Here is a 23,882-nt window from a genome sequence, read left to right on the forward strand (position 1 = left end):
CACGAGCCGGACTGCCTCGGCCCGAAACTCCGGTGGGTAGGGGGGATGGGTTGGTGGCATGGGACACCCTCCTCGTTGGGGCTACACCCCAAGTCTGTAGGTGTCCACGAGATCGGGTCAACCCCACAAGAGTGGGAGAGTGTGTACGAAGCGGCGCGCGAAGCCCTGGACACCTTCGACAGAACGTGAACCTATCTTTCCTGGAGGCGCGTCTAGCAAGGTTGCAGGGAGCTTTGGTCGAGGCAGAGGCTCGGCTGCGCGACCTAACGCAGAATACAATTCCTGCTGACGAAGCGCGTCTTGAGGCGCTGGAGCGCGCTCTTGCCGACCAACCAGAGGTGCTTGGGGAAAACGGCCCGCGGGTAGTCGTACCGTCGGGCGATTCCCCTGCGGGTGTGACTGCCGCCGACGTAACGATGCTCAACCCGGTCTACTTGCAGTTGAACCAAGACCTGGTTGCCACCAGGACGCGCCTTGCCACGAATCGGCGCGCCGCGGAAGGTCTGCAGGAACAGCTGGAACAACTGCCGGCGGAAATCGACCAATTGCGGAGCGCTCTTATCGCGTACCGTGCGGAGCGCGCTCGATTGGAGCGCGAATTCAACACCCTTAGGCCGATGGTAGACCAGGCACGGGCCAAGCGGGACAGTCTGCTCGCGCTGCAGCGGCAGGCGGCGGATCTGATCGTGCCGGCCATTGTCGCAGATCCTGTGTTGCCCGAAGCCCCGGTTGCTCCTCGAAAGTTGCTGAACATGGCGCTGGCCGGGTTTGTGGGCGCATTCGTAGGTGTTTGGGCCGCACTGTTCATCGAGTTCTGGTCGGCGGGTCAGGCAAAGCGGTGACACAGGATGGAGGATGGGGAGCTTAAGGCGGTTATGGATTCCTCGCCAATGCTCTGCCGGTATGCCGATCGACGGCCGCCGTCACCCCTGCTGGTGGCGGCGGCCGTTTCTGTGTCCTTGCTGGGTGACGCCCTCTTGTACGCCGTCCTGCCCAGCCAAGCCCCGCGTCTCGGGATCCCGCTGGCGCTGGTGGGGGTGCTGCTCAGCGCCAACCGTATCATCCTGCTTGTCACCAACAGCTGGGCGGGCGCCGTGTACAGTCGCCGAGGCCGGGAAGGTCCTTTCTTTGCGGCCATGGTTGGGGCGACGGTGACAACCTTGTCTTACGCCCTCTTGTGGGGATTTTGACCATTCCTGCGAAAGCAAGCGGGGGCGGTGGGTGGGCCGCACGCAGGCAGTGGCCCGGATCGGCACTATCTTTTCACTGATCCTAGGCGGATATCTGACGGACCGCATCGGCTTTACTTCCACCGTTGTCTTGTTTGGCTCGGTGACGGCTTTTGGCGCCGGGATGGCGTGATGGGATTTTCTTAAAGCGCGGCGCCGGCAAGACCACCAGGACACGGATAACGTGGGCAGACAGGCAGGTGGTTATGACGAGGCCTCTGCGAGTTTCCCCTCAGGCCCATCAATCGTTGGGCCTACAGAGGCACCCAGAGGAGGCGGTCAAGCGAGTCGGAGACAGTCCCTTGTCCCCGGATCCAAGAACATCCGACGCCTAGCTCTAACGTATGCCGCGGGGTTCGCCCAAGGATTTGTCACCTTTGGCATCATCATGGGTACACTGTCGCTCTTGCTCCTGTAGCGTTTCGGACAAGAAGTGAACGCCTTGGGCGCGATGGTAGGGGTCGCCACCCTCTCAGGTTGGCTCTTGGGTGCCCGGTGGATCGTTGAGCTGCTGCTGGCCCCCCGAGGTGGCCGCTGGGCCGACAGGTGGGGCCGGGGAACGACGATTGCCGGTGGCGCGTTGCTGCAGGCCAGTATGTTGGTGGTACTCGCCTTTGCGACCCGTGCAGAAGTCATCTTTGCCGCTGCATGTGCCCTCTTCGCTGGGGCCGTCGTTTTCTCGGTGAGCCTTGACGCTGCGGCAGCGGACCTAGCGGCACAATCGGTGCCCGCAAGGGTGCTGAGCCGTTACGCGACGGCGCAGGATGTGGGGGCGGCGCTGGGACCTTCCATTGGATACGTCCTGAGCGACGCGGTGGGGTTGCCGGTCACGTATGCCGCGCTTGCGGCAGTGTTGATCGTGATCGCGAGGGTGTTTTCCTGGGAGTCGCGTTTGCAGCCCGAGTCTGATGGACCGAACTGACAGTACTGTTGCCGGGTGGCCCTGCAGGAACCGATTTATCGGAGCCTGTTCAATTTCAAACCGTCGCTGACATGGCGAATGGGCGTGGTGCAAAGGATACCGGTACGGAATCATCGTGTGCGACTTGGAGGAAGGGCGTCCTGCGGAGCTTCTACCCGAAGCTTCGGCCGGTGCCCTAGCCGAGTGGTGGCGAATCCATCCCTCCATTTGAGGTGGTAAGCCGAGATGGTTCCGGGACGTTTGCGGACGGTGCCAAGGAAGGACCTCCAAAAACGATTCGGCTTACTGACCGATGGCGTCTGCTCAAGAATCCTGGGGGACGTGGCCGAACGTGTCTCGGCCACCTTGTCCCTGCCGTCAGTTCCCTTCAAAGTCGACAACCGTAATCTTCGGCACATCCTGGCGGTACCGGAATCGAAGTCTGTCAGACAAACCCGCCGAGAAGCTCAACGTTGGCTGAATCAGCAATGTCGACAGGAGCGCTATGATACAGTTAGTAAAGGGCACCACGCCCGTACCAAAGTTGCATTTGTCTCCCGGTGGGTTGATCGGAATGACGGCGGCCGTCAACCTCGCCTATGACTTGACGGCCGCCGTCGACTTCTTGCAGTTGTCGTAAAGTGGGAGTGTATGATGAAACTGCGACGTTCTTCTACGTCGCACGGTTTCTTGTGTGGGGGTGCTGATTCAGTGCGGTTGACGATCATCGGAACGGGCTACGTCGGGCTGAACACGGGGGTGGCGGCGGCGTACTTGGGTCACGACGTCGTTTGCGTGGACTAGGACCCGCGCAAACTGGCGCTATTGAATGAAGGCAAGAGCCCGATTCACGAGCAGGGTTTGGACGAACTGCTGTCCCAGGTGCGTCATCGGATGCGGTTTACTGACAATACTCGCGAAGCGGTTCGTGATGCGGACATCATTATGATCGCTGTCGGCACACCGTCGAAGGCCAACGGCGAGGCGGACATTAGCTATGTCGAGCAAGCGGCGCGTGAAGTAGCCCAGGGCCTGGTGTCCGGCCACACGTATACGCTGGTCGTGAAGTCGACCGTTCCGATTGGCACCAATCGCAGAGTGACTCATGTCGTGACCCGTACGCTTGCACAGCGGGATGTAGTCGCGGACGTTCACTTCGCGTCCAATCCTGAATTCCTCCGGGAAGGCTTTGCGTTGTACGACACTTTCTATCCGGACCGCATTGTGGTGGGTACGGAAAGCGAAGTTGCGCTTCGCTCGATTGAGGAGCTGTATCGGCCCATTCTCGAGCAAACGTTTATACCACCGCGTTGCCTGCCTGTGCCGGAAGATAGGAAAAAGCCGCCCCTTGTGAAGACGGATCCGACAAGTGCGGAGATGATCAAGTATGCCTCCAACGCCTTCTTGGCGACGAAGATCAGCTTTGCCAACGAGATCGCTGGTCTGTGCGAGCGGGTGGGAGCCGACGTGGTGGAAGTTATGCGGGGTGTGGGCTTGGACTCCCGCATCGGGCCGCGGTTTCTCGGCGCAGGCTTGGGATGGGGCGGGTCGTGTTTTCCGAAGGACACCGCCGCGCTACTCGCTCTTGCGGGCGAATACGGGTATGCCATGCCGATCACGCAGGCGGCCCGTGAAGTGAACGCGCAACAGCGGCGCATCGCGGTGGAAAAGCTGCAGGAAGCGCTGAAAGTGCTGAGGGGGCGCACCATCGGGGTTTTGGGGCTTGCCTTTAAGCCGGGCACCGACGACATTCGCGAATCGGCCGCCATCGAAATTATTCGTTTGCTCGCAGAGCGCGGTGCTCATGTGAAGGCTCACGATCCTGTCGCCGTGGAAAATGCGCGGAGGGTACTGGCCGATATCGAGGTCGAATTTGTCGATGACCCGTATGAGCTGGCGCAAGGTTGCGACGGCATTGTACTCGCGACGGAATGGGATATTTATCGAGCACTGGACTTGGCGAAGCTTGCTGCGTCCATGCGTTTGCCGGTGCTCGTCGACGGTCGCAACGTGTATGATCCCGAAGAAGCTCGCAAAGCGGGGTTCACGTACTTGGGCATCGGCCGACCCGTGAGCCATGTGGAGGCGGAGCGGCGCCCGGCGTCGGCGGTGATGGGCGCGTGAGCAGCGAAGTGGGGCGACGCCACGCGCTGGTGACCGGGGGCGCCGGGTTTATCGGCAGCCATCTCGTCGACCGCTTGCTGGGGGAAGGTTGGCGGGTCACCGTCATCGACAACTTCGATCCGTTTTATGATCCGGCCATCAAGGAACGCAACGTCGCGGAGCATTTGAAAAACGAGCGTTATACGCTGTATAGGCTGGATATCCGCGACTTGTCGGGGTTGCGTCAGGCGTTGACCGATGAGTACGACGTCATTGTTCATTTGGCCGCAAAGGCCGGTGTGCGTCCGTCCATACAAGATCCCGTGACGTACCAAGAAGTGAACGTCACCGGCACGCAGAACATGCTGGAGTTCGCCCGGGAACGGGGCATTTCCCAGTTCGTCTTCGCGTCTTCCTCCAGCGTCTACGGAGTGAATCCGAACGTTCCGTGGCGGGAAGACGATCACGTGTTGCTGCCCATCAGTCCGTATGCGAGCACGAAGGTGAGTGGAGAGCTTCTGGGCCACGTCTACAGCCATCTGTACGGGATCCGCTTCATCGCGCTGCGATTTTTTACCGTTTACGGGCCGAGACAGCGACCGGATCTGGCCATTCACAAATTCGCTCGTCTCATGCTGCGTGGTGAACCGATTCCCATTTATGGCGACGGCTCCACGCAGCGGGACTATTCTTACGTGGATGATGTAGTTGAAGGCGTGCGTAGAGCTATGAGTTATACGGGCAGTCCCTACGAAATTGTCAACTTGGGAAACAACCAAACGGTTGGTCTCTTGGAGATGGTTCGTATTCTTGAAAGAGCTTTGGGGAAGGAGGCGCGATTACAGTTCCTTCCACCACAGCCGGGAGACGTACCGCGCACTTGGGCCAGTTTGGACAAAGCGCAGAAGGTGCTCGATTTCAGACCCCGTACCCCGTTTGAGGAAGGTGTCGAACGCTTCGTAGGGTGGCTGTTGACGTATGCTGCTAAGGTATAGTGCACTGTACTTGTTAGCTCGGGGTGTGCCGGGGCTTGTGAACTTTTTTGCAATCGCTATTTACACTCGGATGCTCAGCCCAGAGGAGTATGGGCGCTATGCTCTAGTGGTCGCTGGAGTTGGACTGTTCGACGTAATATTTTTTCAGTGGCTCAGGCTCTCGTTGCTGCGGTTTCTTCCCGCTTATCTCTCCGACCCTAAGGACCTGCTTTCTAGTGTTCTAGCAGGGTTTGTGAGTGTCGCTTTTTTGACTGGAGTCTTGGGAGTTCTGGCTGCAGCGGTTTGGCCCGATCCCAGTTTGCGAGGTTTGCTCTTGGTGGCCATTCCACTGTTGTGGGCGCAAGCTTGGTTCGAACTCAATCTCGAAATGGCCCGTAGCCGACTCCGTCCAGAACGCTATGGGATGATGAGCGGGATCAAGGCAGTCAGCGCTCTCGTTCTGGGTGTCGCCGCGGTTTTCTGGGGGCTTGGAGCGGAAGGTCCGCTGTTCGGTCTGCTCGTCGGTTTCCTTATTGCGTCTTTTCTTTATGGCCGGTCGGAGTGGCAGGGAATAATCCCAAAATGGTCATCTGGCTTCATGAAGACGTTGGTCGGCTACGGATTGCCTCTTACCGCAACGTTTGCTTTGTCGTTTGTGGTCAGCAGCTCTGATCGCTTTCTCATCGCATGGTTCTTGGGCGAGGGAGCGGCTGGTGTTTATTCAGCGTCTTATAATCTTGTTCAACAGTCGCTCACGTTGTTGATGATGGTGGTCAACGTGGCCGCGTATCCTCTAGCGGCACGAGCATTGGAAAGTAAAGGGGAAGAGGCTGCGAGGAAACAACTGTTGAAAAACGCCGAGTTGTTGTTTGGTGTGGCCTTTCCGGGCACCTTGGGTCTGATTACGCTGGCACCAAATATTGCAGCTATTTTGCTTGGCACGGAGTTTCAAAAGGAAGCTTCGCAGCTTATCCCGTTAGTGGCTGTGGCTGCGTTGTTGTCAGGCATTCGAGCTTATCATTTTGACTTGGCCTTTCAGCTCGGTCAGCGAACCGTCGGACAGGTGTGGGTTATGGGTGGCGCCGCTGCGATCAACCTCCTTCTTAATTGTTGGTGGATACCGAGATACGGGCCACTAGGGGCCGCTTGGTCGACGATGGTCGCTTATGCAGTTGCGCTTTTGTTGAGCGCCAATCTAGGGCGAAAGATATTCTTTATCCCAATCGAGTGGAGAAGCGTGGCTAAGTTGACTATCGCTACCGCAGCCATGATTCCAATTCTTCTGGCCGGGCGAATTGCCGGGACGACGCTTGCATGGGTAGGTGCTGGGGTAGGAGCTACTTTCGTTTACGGAGCATCGCTACTGCTCCTTGATGCAGGTGGTCTGCGATTTAAATTGATTAAATTACTTGGGATGTTTCGGAGGCACAGGCATGAATCGTGAACGGCGAAAACGCGTCGCGCTTTTCGTTCCTTCTTTGCGAGGCGGGGGAGCGGAACGAATTATGCTGAATCTTGCCGGCGAGTTTGCCGAGCGAGGGCTGAACGTGGATTTGATTTTAGCCAAGGCCGAAGGCCCCTACCTCGCTGAGAAGCATCCGTCAGTGCGCCTCATAGACTTGAAGGCTCGTCGTGTGCTTTTTTCCCTACCGGGCCTGGTGCGTTACCTGCGGCGGGAGAGGCCCGTGGCTTTGCTTTCTGCTCTAGACCACGCCAATTTGGTTGCTCTCTGGGCCCGCAGCCTAGCCCGAGTACCTGTAAGGGTGGTGGTAAGCGTACATAACACCGTCAGCCAAGCCACTGCTCGAGACCGCAACAAACGTTCTAGGTGGATTCTTCGGGGGATGGGACTTTTTTATCCGCGAGCCGAGGCAGTGGTGGCTGTCTCCGAAGGCGTGGCCAAGGATCTGGTGAATGTTGTTCGTCTTTCTCGAGAGAAAATTCGAGTTATATACAACCCTGTGGTTACCCAGGCGCTTTTTGTCAAGGCCGACGAGCCCTTCGATCACCCTTGGTTTGCTCCTGGAGCACCTCCGGTGATTTTGGGAGTAGGACGTTTGACCGAACAGAAAGATTTTCCAACCCTCATCCGTGCTTTTGCCTTGGTACGAAAGAAGCACCCTGCTCGTTTGATGATCCTGGGAGAAGGAGAGGAACGATCTAAACTGGAAACTCTCGTTCAGGAACTGGGTTTGGAGAAAGACGTGGCCCTTCCTGGGTTTGTGAACAACCCGTTTAAGTACATGAAGCGGGCAGGGGTCTTTGTGCTTTCGTCGAAGTGGGAAGGTTTTGGAAACGTTCTGGTTGAAGCTATGGCCCTCGGCACGCCGGTTGTTTCTACCGACTGTCCCAGTGGGCCTGCTGAGATTTTAGAGAATGGTCGCTGGGGACGCTTGGTGCCTGTGGGTGATGTTTACGCCCTTGCGGAGGCGATTATAGAGACATTGGATGAGGAACATCACCCGGATGTAGCGAATCGAGCGAAGGACTTTGCCGTAGAGTTAGCGGTTGAAAAGTATATAAACGTACTTGGAGTTTAAAAATAGCGGGGTTATTGACCTGTGATTGAGAGTTGGCTCGGTATAACTGCTTTGGTAGCAATTTTCATCATCACGCTTGTGTGTGCGATGCGGTGGGCCGACATTCGGCATGTTTTATTAGTGGCGTTTTTGGTGCGTGCAGCGTTGGCCTTGATTCATTATTACATCTTCCCTCTGCCGGATAGCAGTGCTGATGCTGTGAACTTCGAGCGTGTGGCGTGGGAGTGGTCTCGTGAGCCATTAGGCCTCCAATTTGTGGGCAATTATAGTTATTTTATCAGTTGGCTTATTGCGTTGTTTTACAGGTTTACTGGACGGAGTCCGCTTTTGGCGCAATCATTGAGTGTTCTCTTTGGAACTGCTACCGTGGCCGCTGGTTGGTACCTTGCGCGGGAACTATGGGGAAGGCGCGCGGCGAAAAAGGCCGCGTGGGCAATGACGTTCATTCCGACATTACTGCTCTATTCTGCTATCATCATGCGAGAGGCTTACATTTGGTTCTTTTTTGTGCTCGGTCTGATAGGTGTCGCGCGCTGGCATAAAACAGGTCGCACCGGACCGATGGTATTAGCGGTGTTAGGTTTCTCGGGCGCTACGCTATTTCATGGCGGTATGGCTGTCGCGGCTATGGCGTTCTGTGCCCTTGTAGCAATAGAGGCGTTGCACAGGCTGTTGAAAGGCTTTAGCAAATCTCGCGTTTCGGCAGTCGCTTTATTTTGGCTTTTCGTAAGTGTGTTGCCGTTTGTCGTTTTTGTGTCAGGTGCAGTTTCCCTTCCCAAGTTAGGAACGTTTGAGCGATTGCTCGATGCGCAAAACCTGTTGAGAATGATGGCCATTGCAGCAAGAGATGGTGCGGCTTATCCATCTTTTGCGGTGCCTACGTCAACTACGGAGCTGCTTTGGAAAACCCCGATAAGACTCGCGTATTTCCTGTTTGCGCCGTTTCCCTGGGACATAAGAGCCCCGCAACATCTGATTGGTTTGATTGATGGCGCGATCTATTTGGTGGTAGCCCTCACGTTGTGGAGAAAGTGGTCTGTCGTTGTATCCAATAAGACAGCATTGCGAGTTATGATAATCGTTATCGCTGTGCTTTTTGTGTTTAGTTTTGGCGTTGGCAATTTCGGGACAGGTATACGCCACCGAGCTAAGTTGGTAGTTGCATTGCTTGCGTGCGTGGCGCCCTTTATTCCGAAAATTCGCGTTCGAACACCGGGTGTGATTAGAAGAAACGCTATGGTGGCTGCTTCAGTAATTGCGGGTCGGGACGTGAGGGCAACATGAAAATTTGCCATGTCATTACCGGCCTCAACGATGGCGGGGCCGAAGCGGTGCTGTATCGGTTGTGTACGAGCGACACGGAAAACCGTCATGTGGTTATCTCTTTAATGGATGAGGGCAAGTACGGCCCGCTCTTGCGGGCGGCGGGGGTGGAGGTTTACACTCTTGGGATGCCCCGCAGGAAGGTGACTATTGGGGCGCTTTTCCGTTTATGGCGCCTACTGCGGTCCGTGCGTCCGGACGTGGTTCAAACGTGGATGTACCACGCGGATCTTGTCGGGGGAGTTGTTGCGCGTCTTGCCGGAGTATCGACGGTCTGCTGGGGCATACGCCAAACTACACTGGAGCTCGGTTTGACACCCCGCACCACGATTATGGTAGCGCGTACTTGCGCCGGGCTTTCGCATTGGATACCCACTGCCATTGTCAGCTGCTCGCATGAGGCGGCGAGAGTGCACCAAGCGCTGGGCTACGCCGCGCGGAAGTTTGTTGTTGTTCCTAATGGTTACGATCTGGAGCGCTTTTCGCCCGATACAGAGGCGCGCGAACGCTTGCGGGCCGAGTGGGGTGTCGATGCTCAGACGCCACTAATAGGTATGGTAGCGCGTTTTAATCCACAAAAAGACCACGCCAACTTGCTTGCGGCACTTGGTTTGCTCAAACAGCAAGGCGTTAAATTCCGTTGCGTCCTTGTAGGCACGGGAATGGATAACACCAATGAGGATTTGACGAAGCGTATTGCCGAGGCAGGCTTAGATGAGTACGTGTACCTTCTAGGACCGCGAGATGACATTCCCGCGATCATGAACACTCTTGATGTGCATGTATTATCCAGTGCTGGTGAGGCATTCCCCAACGTGCTGGCTGAAGCCATGGCTTGCGGAACGCCGTGTGTGACCACAGACGTCGGGGATGCCGCGTTCATTGTTGGGGAAACGGGATGGGTGGTCCCTCCCAGGGATAGCCGCGCTTTGGCGGAAGCGCTCGTCGCTGCGCTGACGCAGCGGCAGAATGAAGATAGTTGGCAGGCAAGAAAATTGGCGTGTCGCGAGCGGATAGCGACGCACTTTACCCTGGATGCGATGATAAGCGGTTATCGAAAAGTGTGGGTGAAAGCGGCTGAATCCACTCGCACGACTTCCGTAAAAGCTCCTCGAAACGGTTAGGGTGGTTTTCATATCAAACAGTGTAACACGCTTTGATGCGCAGCCTGCGGCTTTCGCTTATTTTGGTGGGAACAGGGGCAACTTCAAATGTACCATGCGGACCTCGGAAGCGGGTGGTGGACGGCCTTCTTGGGCCAGTGAGGGTCTGTTGATGAAACCTGTAGACGACACGGGTGCCTGCTCAGTCGCTGTGTAGTATTATTATTGCTTGTTGATCCGTCTTATCATATCCGTGTGTACGATTGGCGATGGCTTACTTTGGGCTCCCTCTGTTGGTGTACTCTCGTGAAGCAAATGTGTGGGGGAGATGTTCGCAAAACCGGGCGATTACAATACCTGGATCGAGTGCGGTTCTTTTGGATGGGGAGATAATCATATGAATCTTGTTGGTTTTTTTCGACCGCAGCTAATCGACATTCGCAATAGTGAACACTTTACTTGGGTCACGCGCTTTGTGGAACCCGGAAGGATGGTTAAAAACAATCATGTAGTGATCGGACTTTCTCTGGGAACAAGTCATCTGAGTGATGGTTTTCTTCATTCTGACGAAGGTTGGGTATTGGGATGGATAGGTCGTTGTTTGAGCGACGAATGGTCGGGTGTGAGTGAACGGATCGGAAAACTCTCAAACAACTACCTGATCGCACAAGTGTTGAATGAAGGGTTAAAAAGAGACGACATCGTTTCCGCGCTGCGCACACTTGATGGTTCTTTTTCAATGGCGATATGGGATAAACGCGAGGAGATTCTTTACCTAGCCATCGATCGTTTGGGGAAAAAAACGCTGTATTATTCTTGGATTGGCGACACACTGGTGTTCGCGACGAAATTAAGTATTCTTCGCCGACATCCGAACCTTAGGTTACACATTAATCGCTCTGGACTGGCGCTTCTTTTACGTCAAAGTTACATTCCGGCCCCGTATACGATTTACGAAGGGATTTATAAGCTTCCGCCGGGGACAATGTTGCAGGTTCGTCCTGAAACACCGTATGACCGACCAGCTCCAGTTCCTTACTGGTCGATGCGCGAAGTCGTTGAATCTGGTCGACAAGATATTGGAGACTTGAGTTTTGAACAGGCGGTGAACAGGACCGAACAACTTATCTTAAGCGCTATCCGCAAACGTGTGCAGCAAGAACCCATTGGAGTTTTTTTGTCCGGTGGAGTTGATTCAACGACAGTAGCTGCTCTAGCACAGTCTGTCTCGTCGAAATCCGTCAAGACATTCACCATTGGCTTCTACGAAGATAGCTATAACGAAGCGGCTCACGCCAAGGAAATTGCAGCCTATCTAGGAACGGAACACAGCGAGTTGTATGTATCTGGTCGTGACGCGATGGCAGTCGTGCCAAAGTTGCCGTTAGTGTACGACGAACCCTTCGCGGACTCATCGCAAATTCCCACCTTGTTAGTTTCCCAACTGGCCGCAGGAAGCGTGAACGTGGTCCTAACGGGTGACGGCGGAGATGAGGTCTTTGCTGGCTACAACCGGTATGTCTGGGGACCGCGCATTTGGAACAGATTGAAGAGATATCCCCAAAATGTGCGTTTGCTCGTTGCTCGAATCTTGCTGAGTCTGCCGTCTGATGTTTGGGAGCGTGTCTTTCACTTCGGCTCGAGGTTGTTGCCGAGAAGATATCGGGTTAGCAACCCTGGTCAGAAATTGCACAAGCTCGCGACCGTACTCGATGCAGTTTCGCCCGAGGATATGTACATGCGTCTTATTTCACACTGGCGGAATCCTGAGTCGGTTGTCCTTGGAGCCGGGGACCCCGTTATGGTGGTAACTGAGTCGGATTGGTCGAGCGAAATCGAGAATTTCGTTGATCGCATGATGTACTTAGATACTGTCAATTATCTCCCTTACGACATCCTAGTAAAAGTAGGCCGAGCGGCAGCGGAGCAAGGAATCACAGTTTGTTCACCTCTGTTGGACAACGAGGTGATCGAATATGCTTGGAAGCTCCCGTTATCGATGCACCTTTGGAACGGGGAAGGAAAGCGTCTTTTGCGCGAGGTACTGTATCGATACGTTCCACGCACACTGATGGACAGGCCTAAGACGGGCTTTGGAGGTCCGTTGGCAAAATGGCTGAGAGAACCTCTTAAGGATTGGGCTGAATCTCTTCTGGATGAACGAAGACTACGCCGTGAGGGGTTTTTTAGGCCTGAGCCTATTCGGCGTCTTTGGCAGGAGCATCTGTCGGGGAAACGGGATTGGCACTTTCATCTGTGGAACGTTCTCATGTTTCAAGCGTGGTTGCAAGAATATCATACAGGTAGTGGATAAGAGTTATTACAACTGACACGATCGTTATTAAACTAGAGGCGTTTAGCTCGTTGACCTCGTTGACTACGTACACTGTGTATCTGGAGGCGAGACTATGCCCGAGGAAATAAGGATAATAATGCATCAAAAACTCGTCGCAAGATCCGCAACGGTCGGCGTGCTAGGACAAGGCTACGTCGGTTTGCCTTTGGCCTTAGAAGTATCTCGCGCCGGATTTAATACCATCGGGTTCGATGTGAGTGCGGAACGGGTGGCACAGCTTAATGCGGGCCGTTCGTACATTACCGACGTGAGCGACGACGACATCGCCAAGGCCATTGCCGGTGGAAAGTATCGGGCCACGGACGATTTCGCGGAGTTGGGCCGCTGCGATGTCATTGTCATCTGCGTGCCGACGCCCTTGCGAAAAACGAAAGATCCAGATATTTCCTACATCGTTTCGGCAGTGGACAGCATTAAGCAGCATATTTGTCCGCCTGCATTGATCGTGTTGGAAAGCACGACGTATCCGGGCACGACAGATGAATTGGTCGTGGCCGAGCTGGAGTCTGTTGGACTGACTCTGGACCAAGACTTTTTCGCTTGTTACTCACCGGAACGGGTCGATCCGGGCAACGCTCTGTTTCAGACGCGTAACATTCCGAAAGTGGTCGGAGGCGTCTCCGAATTGTCCACGAAGTTGGGTGTCACGTTTTACCAACAAGTACTGGAAAAAGTTCATCCGGTCAGCTCAGCTCGGGTCGCGGAGATGGCCAAACTGCTGGAAAATACGTTTCGCGCCGTCAACATTGGCCTGGTCAATGAACTGGCTCTGCTGGCGGAACGGATGGGTGTAGACATTTGGGAAGTCATCGACGCGGCGGCAACCAAACCTTTTGGCTACATGCCGTTTTATCCAGGGCCTGGCATCGGAGGGCATTGCATTCCCGTGGATCCGATGTATCTCGCATGGAAGGGCAAAACGTACGACTTTTACAATCGCTTTATCGAACTGGCCGACGAGATCAACTCGGGCATGCCGCAGCACGTCGTGAACCGCGTGGCGGAGTTGCTCAACATGCAGGGCTTGGCGCTTAGCCGTTCCAAAGTTTTGCTGCTTGGGATCGCTTACAAGAAAAACGTGGGCGACACGCGGGAATCCCCGGCCATCGAGATCGCCAACATGTTAAAGGCTCGCGGCGCGACGGTGCGAGGTTTTGATCCTTTCGTCGACAAGCTGCCCAAGGAAGCGGGCGACTTGGAGATGCTGGACAAGCTCGACGAAGATGCCCTGCGCAGCTTTGACTGCGTCGTGCTGACGACAGACCACGATCAGTTTGACTATGAATGGATCGCAGATAACGCGCGCTTGGTTTTCGACACTCGCAACGCGTTCCGAAACGTGGACAAGCCCCACGTGTATCGGTTGGGCACACCGTTGCGCGCAGAGACAGTATCGCAGGTTGCGAACGCGTAGGTGACGAATCGCCTTGGTGTGAGCGTAAACGGTCAAGGAGCGAGACAACCGATGAAAGATAGCAAACGATGTGTTGTCACGGGAGCGGCCGGGTTTATCGGGTCCAATCTCGTAAGGGCCTTGTTGGATCAAGGCTGGGACGTGGTCGCACTAGACAATTTGTCGACCGGCCGCAAAGAAAACCTAGAAGACTTGCACGGACGAACCGGTTTTACCTTCGTTGAAGGAGACGTGCGGGATCAAGACACGTTGCGCGACGTATTTGCCGGAGCCAGTGTCGTTTTCCACCAAGCCGCGCTGGGGAGCGTGCCCCGGTCGGTGGACGATCCGTGGACGACGCACGATCACAATGTAAACGGCACTCTCAGCGCGCTTTTGGCGGCGAGGGACCAAGGCGTGAAACGTTTTGTATACGCCAGTTCGTCGTCCGTCTACGGCGATACAGCCGTACTGCCGAAAGTTGAGACGATGACACCTAACCCGCTCTCGCCGTATGCGGTGTCTAAATATGTAGGAGAGCTATACTGCGCGGTTTTCGCGCGGGTGTACGGTCTGGAAACCGTCATATTGCGCTACTTCAACGTGTTTGGACCGAGGCAGGATCCGAATTCGCAATACGCAGCGGTTATCCCCCGTTTTGTATCCGCGCTGGCCGAGGGGAAGGCGCCCACCATCTTTGGCGATGGGGAACAGACCCGTGACTTCACCTTTATCGACAACGTGGTGCAGGCAAACATCTTGGCAGCCACGGCAGATCATCCCGACTTGCCAGGGAAAGCGATGAACATCGGGTGTGGACGTCGCTACAGCATTAACGAACTGCTTCGCCACCTTCAGGAAATCATGGGGACGGACGTGACGCCTTCCTACGTGGCGCCTCGGCCCGGTGACGTGCGGGATTCGCAGGCCGATATTACTTTGGCTCGCACGCTCATCGGGTATGAGCCCTCCGTGGGGTTGAGGGAAGGCTTGGAGAAAACGGTGGCGTGGTTTCAAGCCCGCCGCGTATCGTGAGAACGATTTACAGAAAGCGGCAGAGGGTTTAACGAAAAAGTCTTAGCGAGACGTCGAATCGAGGGTGGGAATTCGTTGGCAAAGACGATTGCTATCATATCGCACTTTGCCCCTTCGCTAATAGGTTTTCGAGGTCCTTTAATCAGAGACTTGGTCGCGACCGGCGCCAAGGTGTACGCCTTGGCGCCCGATTTCGATGACAACCTGCGGGAGCAGGTTCGAAATCTGGGCGCGGAGCCGATCGATTACTCTTTGAGCCGCACGGGCATGAACCCTTTCCGGGATATCCTGGACACTTTTCGGCTGGCCGTGCTTTTGCGCCGTCTGCGACCCGATGTGACCTTGGGTTACACGATTAAGCCGGTGATTTACGGCACGATTGCGGCTTGGCTCGCCCGAGTGCCAAGGCGTGTTGCGATGATCACCGGCCTAGGGTACGTTTTTACGCCATCGGGTGCCTCCTCGTCGTGGTCACGAACGCTCTTGCGGACGACGGTATTGAAACTCTATACGTTCGCGCTGGCCAAAGTCGATCGCGTCATCTTTCAAAATCCGGACGACTTAAAGGAATTCACGGACGCGGGCGTCGTCTCCCAAGACAAAGCCGTCAACGCAGGCGGGACGGGTGTCGACCTGCAAGAATGGCCTCTCAGTCCTCCTGTCACCAAACCGGTGACGTTTTTGCTCGCCGCCAGGCTGCTGCGCGAAAAGGGAATTCTCGAGTATGTCGAAGCGGCAAGAACGATCAAAGCGCGTTATCCCGAGGTGCGATTCATTCTCCTGGGTGGGCTGGATACGAATCCCGGCGGCATATCTGCTGCCGAAGTACACTCTTGGGTCGATTAAGGATTGTTGGAGTGGCCTGGCCATGTGAACGTTAAGCCGTGGTTTGAGCAAATGAGCGTATACGTACTCCCGTCTTACCGCGAAGGCGTGCCTCGCAGCACACAAGAGGCGATGGCCATGGGGCGTCCTGTCATCACCACCGACGCGCCGGGATGTCGGGAGACGGTCGAGCACGGCGTCAACGGATTTCTCGTACCGCCTCGTGACGTCGAGGCGTTGGTTGCGGCGATGGAGCGGTTTATCAAAGAGCCTGCTTTGATTGAAACGATGGGCAAAGAAAGCCGTAGGTTGGCGGAAGAACGGTTTGACGTGCGCAAAGTGAACGCACGGCTGATGGAGTTTATTATGCCCAAGGACGATGAGTGAAACGTAAAGCCTGTTGCCAACGGTGGTCCACGTTCTTGCGACTGCTTGAATTCTAGAGCGTCTTTGGATTAAGGGCTTGTAGCCTAGCTAGGTCGGTCATTGGCAGCGTTGTTACGTTTGGTGGGAATCTTTGCTTGTCGATGTCGGCCATGCTGCTAACAAAAGAAAATTCCCTGTCCACCATTGCCCAAGTGTGGCGCGAAGACGATATAGGTCAAGCTTTTCTTCCGCGCTCTTTTCGGAAGGTTGGCAGGGTTGGAGGTAAAATTACACTCGCATTGTGAAGGTCTTGGAACGAAAAATGGGGTAATTGTCATCGAATGCCTTGGTAAACGGACGGACGGTTCTGATCGAGCACGTTGTCGTAGGAGAGGCGAACTATGGACGTCCTGCACACGACGAGGATCGCGCCAGTACAACAGACGGTGGCCACGTCCGAAATGTGGTGTAAATTCTCCTCCTGGTCGGTGAGCCGGTTCTACGCAGCCTGATCTCCCTCGGACGTAGTCTTTTCCCCGCTTGCTTCGTCTTTGGCCTTCTTCCACTGCCAGTACTCGTCCATCCGGAGATAGCACCGTCCAGTGGTCCATTCCTCGTCTTGCTCCATCAAGAGGGCGCCGAGCAACCGCAGCGCCGACGCCACATTGGGGAAGATCCCGATCACTCGCTCACGCCGGCGAACCTCCCGGTTGAGTCGCTCAAGCCCGTTGGTACTGCGCAACCTGCGGCGGTAGCACTCCGGGAGCGCCATTACAGCCATCGCATCCTCAAAACCGGCTTCAAGACAGGCCACCGCTTTGGGCGCTCGCGAGCCATACTCCGAGAGGATATCGTCCAGTAAACGGCGGGCGGTCTCCATGTCCGGGGCATTGAACATCAGCCGGATCTTTGCCTTCCGCGAATGCTGGCAGTGCGCCGGAGCGGCGTCAAGCACGTTGCGCATCAAGTGGACTTGACAGCGCTGCCACGAGGCTCCTTGAAAGTGCCTTCGAATCGCATTCACCAACCCGCCGTGGTGGTCGGATACCACCAGGTCGACCCCTGTCAGCCCCCGCTGCTTCAGCCATGTGAAAAACTCCGACCAGCTCGCCTCCGACTCGCTGTCGCCGATCATCAGCCCCAAGACCTCTCGGTAGCCCTCGGCATTCACCCCTACGGCCAATACGGCGCTCTGGGGGATCACGCGCCCGCCTTTGCGGATCTTGAGTTGCAGGGCATCCACGATCACAAACGGGTACGCTACCGCCTCCAGCGAACGCTCGTTCCATTCCCTGACGATGGGGTCCAGGGCTTTGCACAACTCGGACACCGTCGACTTGGAGAAGCTTGTCCCACACAACTCTTCGGTGATACGACGCACCTTCCGGGTCGATACCCCGTTGATCACCATCTCCATCATTGCCAGAAGGAGCGCCTGCTCACTGCGTTGATACCGTTCGAACAGCTCCGTCGAGAACGAGACGCTGCGAACCCGCGGCACCCGCAACTCCAACGTCCCGACTCGGGTCTTCATTTCCCGAGCGCGGTAGCCATTGCGGTATCCCAAGCGCTCTTCCGAACGCTCAAAGGGCGCCGCCTTCAACTGCTCGGTCACTTGTGCGTGGAGTACCTGGTTTACGACACTCTCCAACAGCTTAGCCATACCCTCGTCTCCACGAAAAAGCTGGTTAGTGTCCCAGGTAGGGTGTAAAATCCCGTGGAGTCCGGGCGGTGGTTGACAGAAAAGGTCACCGGCGCGTTCCCTTCGAGTAGAAGCACAACCAACCACCTGAAGGGGGTCGCGACGCCGATGACCGATCTCAAGTTCGCGCTGATGGAGCTGTTGCGCAAGTACCAGCCCGACCAGGACATGCTCCGGGAAGGGCTTCAGCTCCTAGCTGAAGCGCTGATGGAACTCGAAGTCACGCAGAAGGTCGGCGCCGGACGCTATGAACGTACCTCCGAGCGCACCAACTACCGTAACGGGTACCGCCTCCGGAACTGGGACACCCGGGTCGGCACCATTGCGCTGCGAATCCCGCGGCTGCGGCAGGGGGGCTACCTCCCCTGCTTCCTGGAGCCACGCCGGCGGGCCGAACGGGCCCTGCTGTCCGTCATCCAGGAGGCTTACGGCCACGGCGTCAGCACCCGGAAGATGGACGACCTGGTGCAGGCCCTGGGCCTGGAAGGCGTCAGCAAGAGTGAGGTCTCCCGCATCTGCCAGGAGCTGGACGAGAAGATGGCCCAGTTCCGCAACCGCCCCCTGGACGGGGAGTACCCCTACGTGTGGCTGGATGCCAAGGCGGTCAAGACCCGGGAGAACGACCGGGTGGTGAACATGGCGGCCGTCGTGGCTGTGGGGGTCCGCACCACAGGGGACCGGGAGGTCCTGGGGTTCGACCTCGGGCCGGCTGAAACGTATGAGTTCTGGGTGACCTTCCTCCGAAGCCTGGTGCGGCGAGGGCTGAGGGGCGTGCGCCTGGTGATTTCCGATGCCCACGAGGGCCTGAGACAGGCCATCGCAGAGGTGCTGCAAGGGGCGGCCTGGCAGCGGTGTCGGGTACACTTCATGCGCAACCTGCTGGGTTATGTCCCCAAGCAGGCCCAGTCCATGGTGGCGGCGCTGGTCCGGACGGTTTTCGCCCAGCCTGACATCGAGGCGGCCCGGGAGCAACTCGGCCGGGTGGTAGCCAGCCTGGGACACCGCTACCCCCGGGCAGCTGCTCTGCTGAGCGAGGCGGCTGAGGATGTTCTCGCCTACATGGCGTTTCCAAGGGAGCACTGGCAGAAGATCCACTCCACGAACCCGCTGGAGCGCCTGATGCGGGAGATTGGCCGGCGTGTCGATGTGGTCGGCATCTTTCCCAACGCAGCGGCAGCCCTACGGCTGATCGGCGCCGTCCTGCAGGAGCAGGAGGACGAGTGGCGGGTGCAGCGGCGGTATCTGAGCATGCAGTCGATGGCCAAGCTGGCCGTGACGCGGTCTGAGACTGAGGCAGCCCTGGTTCTCGACGCCGATTGCAGCGGTCTTACCTGACGCGTTGGGACCGATAAAACAGGTGAAATCGTCGAAGTCACTAGTCTGACCTGATTCATCGAAGCAGCGGAATCCTTTAATCTCTATAGACGCGAGTCGCATTTCCCTCTCCTCAAACATCCTGGTGAACAGAGACTTCGAGCAGGACGCACACTGTTGTAATGCGCAAACCCGGCGCCGATCTCATCCCGCGAACTAGCTCCCCTGGCCGCCCTTCTGACCGCCGAATCTGCCCACCGATGGTGGGGCGCTCAGTCATAAACCCAGACACATTCCACCATCGCCTTCTAGGTTTATTAAAACGCTCGAAAAAACCCAATCCGTCAGTGACAGGTGCGCCGAAACAACGGCCTAATCAGGCTCGACCTTACGCCACACAGGAATTTTCAGCCTCGCTTCACATTCTATTGCATTACTGAATCTCGCTCAACATGTAATAGAACTAATTGATCGTGCACAACATGACGCCCAACACTCAAAAGAGGGAGGGTCCACCGGTGGTTCGAGAGGCTAGCTGACCGATAGGCACCTCGTCAGGGAGGCGAGGCAAAGCGCTGACCAGAGAGCTTCAAACGAACTCTCTCAGGCAACGGGAAGACCGCAGAGTGCGAAGGTGTGGCCTAGATCTTCCACCACCTTGAAGACAAAACGGCGCGTTGGAACGGGGGACCATTTTCCGAGTTGGACAGTTGATCGTCGTCTGCTTCCTTCCCGAAGAAGACTCGCTATCGACGTAGCGCCATAAAGTGCCGTGCAGGAGCGGGGGCATGTCCTCTGAAGGGAAGGAGATAGCATCTGCCGAACCCGCGTGCTCAAAGCGAAGCAGGTTTCCACGCGTACGTCCCGGTTCGGCCCACGCCCTTCGGTGTACGGTGCCGGAGCGCGAACCTTTGCCTCGCTCATCATTTTCCAGCAAGGACGGTCGGTTCATCCATGGCCGACACTGTAGAAAGACGCGCGGTAATTGACTCGAGGTTCGGCCTCTCCGGGGCACCGGCGGTAGTCAGTCAGGTCCTTGCATGGCTCCTGGGGCTTGGCATTTGGCGGCCCTTGCGTGCGTGGCTGCCGGCGGTCACGGGCCTCGACGCCGTCGTGTCCAAATCCGAGCTCGCGACGGCGATCCACGCGAGCCTCTGGACGAGCGGTGCGTCATTGTTGCTGGCTGGCTTGGTGGCCGCGCTCCTGCGCCAGCAACACGGCTCTGGGCCCGCGAATTCGTTTCTCGCAGCCGTACTCACGTTTCCCCTCTACGTCCCCGTGATGGCCCTGGGTTGGAGTATCCTGGTCGTCGAGCGCGTCTTGGGCAGATCCGTGTCGCTCGCCGCGGCACTCGGGCGGTTCGTCAATACGTTGTTGCGAAAACCGAGAGGGCTGTTCTACCCGGCCTGTCTGGGTGCGGCTGTGACCTTCGCGATCCTCAAGTTGCCGCTGGCGCCGGGGGTTGTCCGAGCGCTCTGCCTTGGGGGGCTGCCCATCATCGCTGCCCTCTCCGTCTTGTGGATGTACAACTGGACCTTTGACCCGCTGGCGGCGCTGGATGGCATCAAATCGGTGTGGGACACGGTCCTGACGCTTTCGGGAGAACTGCGGAAACAACAGATTGCGGCTGCCGTCGCCGCCAAGGATCCAGCCAGGGTGGCCCGCGAATACGAGACGGTGCGGCGGCTGGTCGAAAAGTTTGCGCGAGCGGCCGACACCCTCACCGGATCGCACTTGGTCACTCCACTGACGGTTCACGTCTTCGTGCTACTTTTGGTGCTCGTCACCGCTGGAATGTCGGTGATGTTCGCGGTCGCGTACCAGGGACTGCACGCCATCGACCCTGGCCAACTGGTCGTCGCTCCTGGCCACGATACCTTCCTGGATTTCTTGCATCTAAGCGTGCGAACGCTCTTGTTTAGCGACGACCGTTACGTCTACCCAGAGGGGCCCTGAGCGCGCCTAGTGTCTTTTGTCCAGCTCTTGTGCGGGATGGGTCTCTTTACGGTGCTGGTCCTGACGTTTTCCACCGTTTCGCTGCATCGAGCCGCAGCCGCCAGGGAAGCCCTCCGTCGGCACTTTGACCTCACGCTGGCCCAGTTCACAGAGGATCCGATCATCAGCGCCGCCCTGGCCGCCGACGCCCAGCCCGGGCCCGATCCAGACGGTGTGAGGGAGGAATCGGTGTCGTAAGCCGTCCTGGCCCGCTCCGATTCCGGTTCCATGCGACAGACATAGGCCAATCCTCGGCCGAGGTCACCCCCACAGCAATCGGCACACGCTGCGCCCACGCCCGCCCTGGACGTCCCTTTCGCCCTGGCGCCCCTCCCTCCGTAGCGAGAGGCAGTACCCGGGCTTCCGTCAACTGCCGGAGAGCGGATAGCTGGCCAGGTGCACCACGGGTCGAAAGCGGACAATCCCTATCGAGATGAGCTTTGCTGAACCGAAGACCTGGCTCTCACGGGCCAGCTCAAACGCGGTTTTCATCTGATCACCGGTCAAGTCGCTGGCGATGGTGCAGTGCGGTACCCAGCGCTCGGGCCGATAATACGGATGCGCCTGTAGCCCGGCTGCCTCGAGCCTGCGGTGGAAGTGCTCATGGAGTTCGACGAGTTTTCGGGAAACGGTCGGCACCAGAAACAGGACGCCCTCTGGGCCCGGAAAGCTGGCCACCGCTGCAAGCCCGGCCTCTAACGGCCCCGTCTGTTGCGCAAAGGCCGCAACCACCTCGGTCAGGATGTCGGGTGCGACGTCGTTGAATACCGCAAGGCTGATATGCGGCCGTGAGCCTATAGACGGCAGCAGCGACGTGATGTTGCACTCGTTGTACACATCCCACAACCGCAAGATGCGTTCTTCGGCGTCACGGTCGAAGTACAGCTCAACGACGTACCCCATGCGGTGCACCCCTCTCATGAAGCCGCTTGTCGTCCTCGCGCAGGCGACGCTGCGTCGGTGAGGGGAAGATGGACTCATAGAGCCAAGACGGTCGCCGTCCGCCCTCAGCACTCCAGTCCGGTGACACGCTGATTACGATCCCTACCCCTTCATCTGTCGGTTCGGCCGCGTCGTGAGCCCCGCTCTTGCTCGACACGGGACTTCACCAGGCGCTTCCTATTAGGGCTTGTTCCGTCTCGTCCGTCCCATAAAGGAAAAGATTGGGAACCTCCTGCTGAGGAAAGGCGCGAGACGAACGCCGACTTTCAGCAGCGCGCGTCCGCAAGCTCCCTAAGTAGAATCCAGCGAACCGCCACCGGACGGGCGTCGGGCCGCTCGGTGCGCTTCCCGTGTCCTACAAAACGTGGGAACTGGTGCGTACGTGACGGCAAATCACCGGTTCAGACGTGGAATAGCTCCCGCTCCACGGCCCGGGCCGCACCAAGGACTTGCGCGTCCCCACCATAGGGGCCAACCAGCTGCAATCCCACGGGTGCACCGTCAGCATCGCCGGCGACGGGAAGGCTAATCGCCGGCAATCCCGTTAAATTGAAGGGACTTGTGTTACGGAGAAGAGCGAGTGTGGTCGCCGCCTTGACGTCCCCAAGCTGGACGGTGTTTTGACCTACCGGCGGCGGGACAATCGGGAGTGTCGGAACGGCGAGGACGTCGACGGTTCGGAACACCTCACTGAGCTGCTGAAACAAGAGTGTTCGCAGCTGCTGCGCCCTGATCCGGGCATACGCCGGGATAAAAACGTTCGCTGAAAGGCGGATGCGCACGTCCCGGCCTAGCTTGTCGCCGTTTCGGACGAGGGTGTGATAATGAATGGCGACAGCCTCCACCCCGGACGTGCAGAGGTAAGCAGCAGGCGCCATCTCGAGCAGCGGGAGCGAGACGGATACCAACTCGGCGCCGGCAACCCGGGCGGCATCCAAGGTGTCTTCGTAAGCTTTCCGCACCTCAGGCTGGGCCAACGTGAAGTAGTTCCGGGGCACGCCGATGCGTAGACCCTTAAGCATCACTTGTTCAATCCCGCTCGTGTAGCGTCCCGGCTGACCCGCCAGAACGTCCATCAAGACGGCCGCTTCCGTCACGGTGCGCGTCAGGGGGCCCACATGGTCTAACGAAAAGCCGAGCGGGAACACGCCCTCGGTCGGCAAGAGCCCAAAAGACGGCTTGAAGCCGACGATACCGCAGCAGGCGGCGGGAATGCGGATGGAGCCGCCGGTGTCGGTGCCGATAGAAAAGGTGGCCATGCCGAAACCGACCGACGCGGCGCTCCCGCTGCTGGACCCGCCCGGCAGGTGGCCAGGTGCAGCGGGGTTGGCGGGAGTGCCGAAGTGGGGGTTGACCCCCGTCGTGCCAAACGCCAGCTCGTGCAGGTTGGTGGCGCCGATGATGACGGCTCCCGCCCGCCGCAGGCGCTGGACGATGACGGCGTCCTCAGCGGCGACGGGGAAAGTTATGGCCTTGGTACCACCGGTCATCCGGTAGCCTTTGATGCGCATCAGGTCCTTGATGCTGACGGCAGTACCCCACAGTGGCAGCTCGTCCCGGCCAACGCGACTTGCTGCCCCTTGACCCACCTGCCCTTCGAGGGCCTTGGCCTCCTCCCTGGCCTGTTCGGCGAAAACGGCGGTGAACACGTTCGCGTCAGGATGAGCTTGGATTCGTGCGAGGGCGGTCTCGACAGCTTCCGACGGCGAGTCGCAGCAGCGCGGATACGGCACGCCAGCGGCAGCCGCTGACGAGGCAGCCGTTCCAGACGTGGCGGCCGC

General features: G+C 57.6%; 17 protein-coding genes and 3 pseudogenes. 17 read left to right on the forward strand and 3 right to left on the reverse strand.

The genetic code is table 11. The annotated features are described in order from the left end of the window. The 14 genes and pseudogenes from BAA01_00005 (at position 1) to BAA01_00070 (ending at position 16,169) form a co-directional block, all read left to right on the forward strand. Positions 1–189 (forward strand): annotated as a pseudogene (locus BAA01_00005) (hypothetical protein). 44 nt (positions 190–233) lie between these two features. Next, entirely contained in the window at positions 234–842 is a 609-nt protein-coding gene (locus BAA01_00010) for a hypothetical protein (GenBank protein ID OUM88701.1), read from the forward strand. Positions 843–890: 48 nt separating this feature from the next. Continuing rightward, positions 891–1,190 carry a hypothetical protein gene (locus BAA01_00015; GenBank protein ID OUM88702.1) on the forward strand — a complete coding sequence of 100 codons (300 nt, stop codon included), beginning with the start codon at positions 891–893 and terminating at the stop codon, positions 1,188–1,190. Between the two features lie 481 nt (positions 1,191–1,671). Then, positions 1,672–2,151, forward strand: coding sequence for a hypothetical protein (locus BAA01_00020; GenBank protein OUM88703.1), 480 nt, complete (start codon positions 1,672–1,674; stop codon positions 2,149–2,151). Positions 2,152–2,841: 690 nt separating this feature from the next. After that, a pseudogene (locus BAA01_00025) lies at positions 2,842–4,254 on the forward strand (UDP-glucose 6-dehydrogenase). A gap of 8 nt (positions 4,255–4,262) precedes the next feature. Continuing rightward, on the forward strand, positions 4,263–5,228 hold the full coding sequence (locus tag BAA01_00030) for an epimerase (protein OUM88715.1): 966 nt from the start codon (positions 4,263–4,265) through the stop codon (positions 5,226–5,228). Then, positions 5,212–6,651 (forward strand): polysaccharide biosynthesis protein, encoded by a 1,440-nt coding sequence (locus tag BAA01_00035; protein ID OUM88704.1) that lies wholly within the window; start codon positions 5,212–5,214, stop codon positions 6,649–6,651. Before BAA01_00030 ends, BAA01_00035 begins: the two co-directional genes overlap by 17 nt. Further along, the gene (locus BAA01_00040) at positions 6,641–7,747 is read left to right on the forward strand and encodes a glycosyl transferase (GenBank protein ID OUM88705.1); all 1,107 of its coding nucleotides are present in this window, start codon (positions 6,641–6,643) and stop codon (positions 7,745–7,747) included. Before BAA01_00035 ends, BAA01_00040 begins: the two co-directional genes overlap by 11 nt. A gap of 21 nt (positions 7,748–7,768) precedes the next feature. Beyond that, positions 7,769–9,031, forward strand: coding sequence for a hypothetical protein (locus tag BAA01_00045; protein ID OUM88706.1), 1,263 nt, complete (start codon positions 7,769–7,771; stop codon positions 9,029–9,031). Further along, positions 9,028–10,194, forward strand: coding sequence for a glycosyl transferase family 1 (locus BAA01_00050; protein ID OUM88707.1), 1,167 nt, complete (start codon positions 9,028–9,030; stop codon positions 10,192–10,194). Before BAA01_00045 ends, BAA01_00050 begins: the two co-directional genes overlap by 4 nt. A 376-nt stretch (positions 10,195–10,570) precedes the next feature. Further along, the gene (locus BAA01_00055; protein ID OUM88708.1) at positions 10,571–12,487 is read left to right on the forward strand and encodes a hypothetical protein; all 1,917 of its coding nucleotides are present in this window, start codon (positions 10,571–10,573) and stop codon (positions 12,485–12,487) included. 94 nt (positions 12,488–12,581) lie between these two features. Next, a complete protein-coding gene (locus tag BAA01_00060; GenBank protein ID OUM88709.1) occupies positions 12,582–13,943 on the forward strand; it encodes a UDP-N-acetyl-D-glucosamine dehydrogenase in 1,362 nt (453 codons plus the stop codon). A 51-nt stretch (positions 13,944–13,994) separates the two neighbouring features. Beyond that, a complete protein-coding gene (locus BAA01_00065; protein OUM88710.1) occupies positions 13,995–14,957 on the forward strand; it encodes a hypothetical protein in 963 nt (320 codons plus the stop codon). Positions 14,958–15,044: 87 nt separating this feature from the next. Beyond that, positions 15,045–16,169 (forward strand): annotated as a pseudogene (locus BAA01_00070) (glycosyl hydrolase). Positions 16,170–16,647: 478 nt separating this feature from the next. Here BAA01_00070 and BAA01_00075 read toward each other — a convergent pair. After that, positions 16,648–17,862, reverse strand: a complete 1,215-nt coding sequence (locus BAA01_00075) for a transposase (protein OUM88716.1) — start codon at positions 17,860–17,862, stop codon at positions 16,648–16,650. Positions 17,863–17,958: 96 nt separating this feature from the next. Here BAA01_00075 and BAA01_00080 point away from each other — a divergent pair, with 96 nt between their 5' ends. The 3 genes from BAA01_00080 to BAA01_00090 all read left to right on the forward strand — a co-directional run bounded on the left by BAA01_00080 (position 17,959) and on the right by BAA01_00090 (position 21,357). Further along, the gene (locus BAA01_00080) at positions 17,959–19,185 is read left to right on the forward strand and encodes a transposase (protein ID OUM88711.1); all 1,227 of its coding nucleotides are present in this window, start codon (positions 17,959–17,961) and stop codon (positions 19,183–19,185) included. 933 nt (positions 19,186–20,118) lie between these two features. Next, a complete protein-coding gene (locus BAA01_00085) occupies positions 20,119–21,120 on the forward strand; it encodes a hypothetical protein (protein ID OUM88712.1) in 1,002 nt (333 codons plus the stop codon). 9 nt (positions 21,121–21,129) lie between these two features. After that, the gene (locus BAA01_00090) at positions 21,130–21,357 is read left to right on the forward strand and encodes a hypothetical protein (protein ID OUM88713.1); all 228 of its coding nucleotides are present in this window, start codon (positions 21,130–21,132) and stop codon (positions 21,355–21,357) included. 168 nt (positions 21,358–21,525) lie between these two features. On the opposite strand, the gene BAA01_00095 is transcribed toward BAA01_00090, so the two are convergent. Both BAA01_00095 and BAA01_00100 read right to left on the reverse strand, forming a co-directional pair. Beyond that, entirely contained in the window at positions 21,526–22,062 is a 537-nt protein-coding gene (locus BAA01_00095) for a hypothetical protein (protein ID OUM88714.1), read from the reverse strand. Positions 22,063–22,502: 440 nt separating this feature from the next. Then, a complete protein-coding gene (locus BAA01_00100; GenBank protein ID OUM88717.1) occupies positions 22,503–23,834 on the reverse strand; it encodes a hypothetical protein in 1,332 nt (443 codons plus the stop codon). Positions 23,835–23,882: the final 48 nt, after the last annotated feature.

Source organism: Bacillus thermozeamaize, assembly GCA_002159075.1.
Lineage (GTDB): Bacteria > Bacillota > Bacilli > ZCTH02-B2 > ZCTH02-B2 > Bacillus_BB > Bacillus_BB thermozeamaize.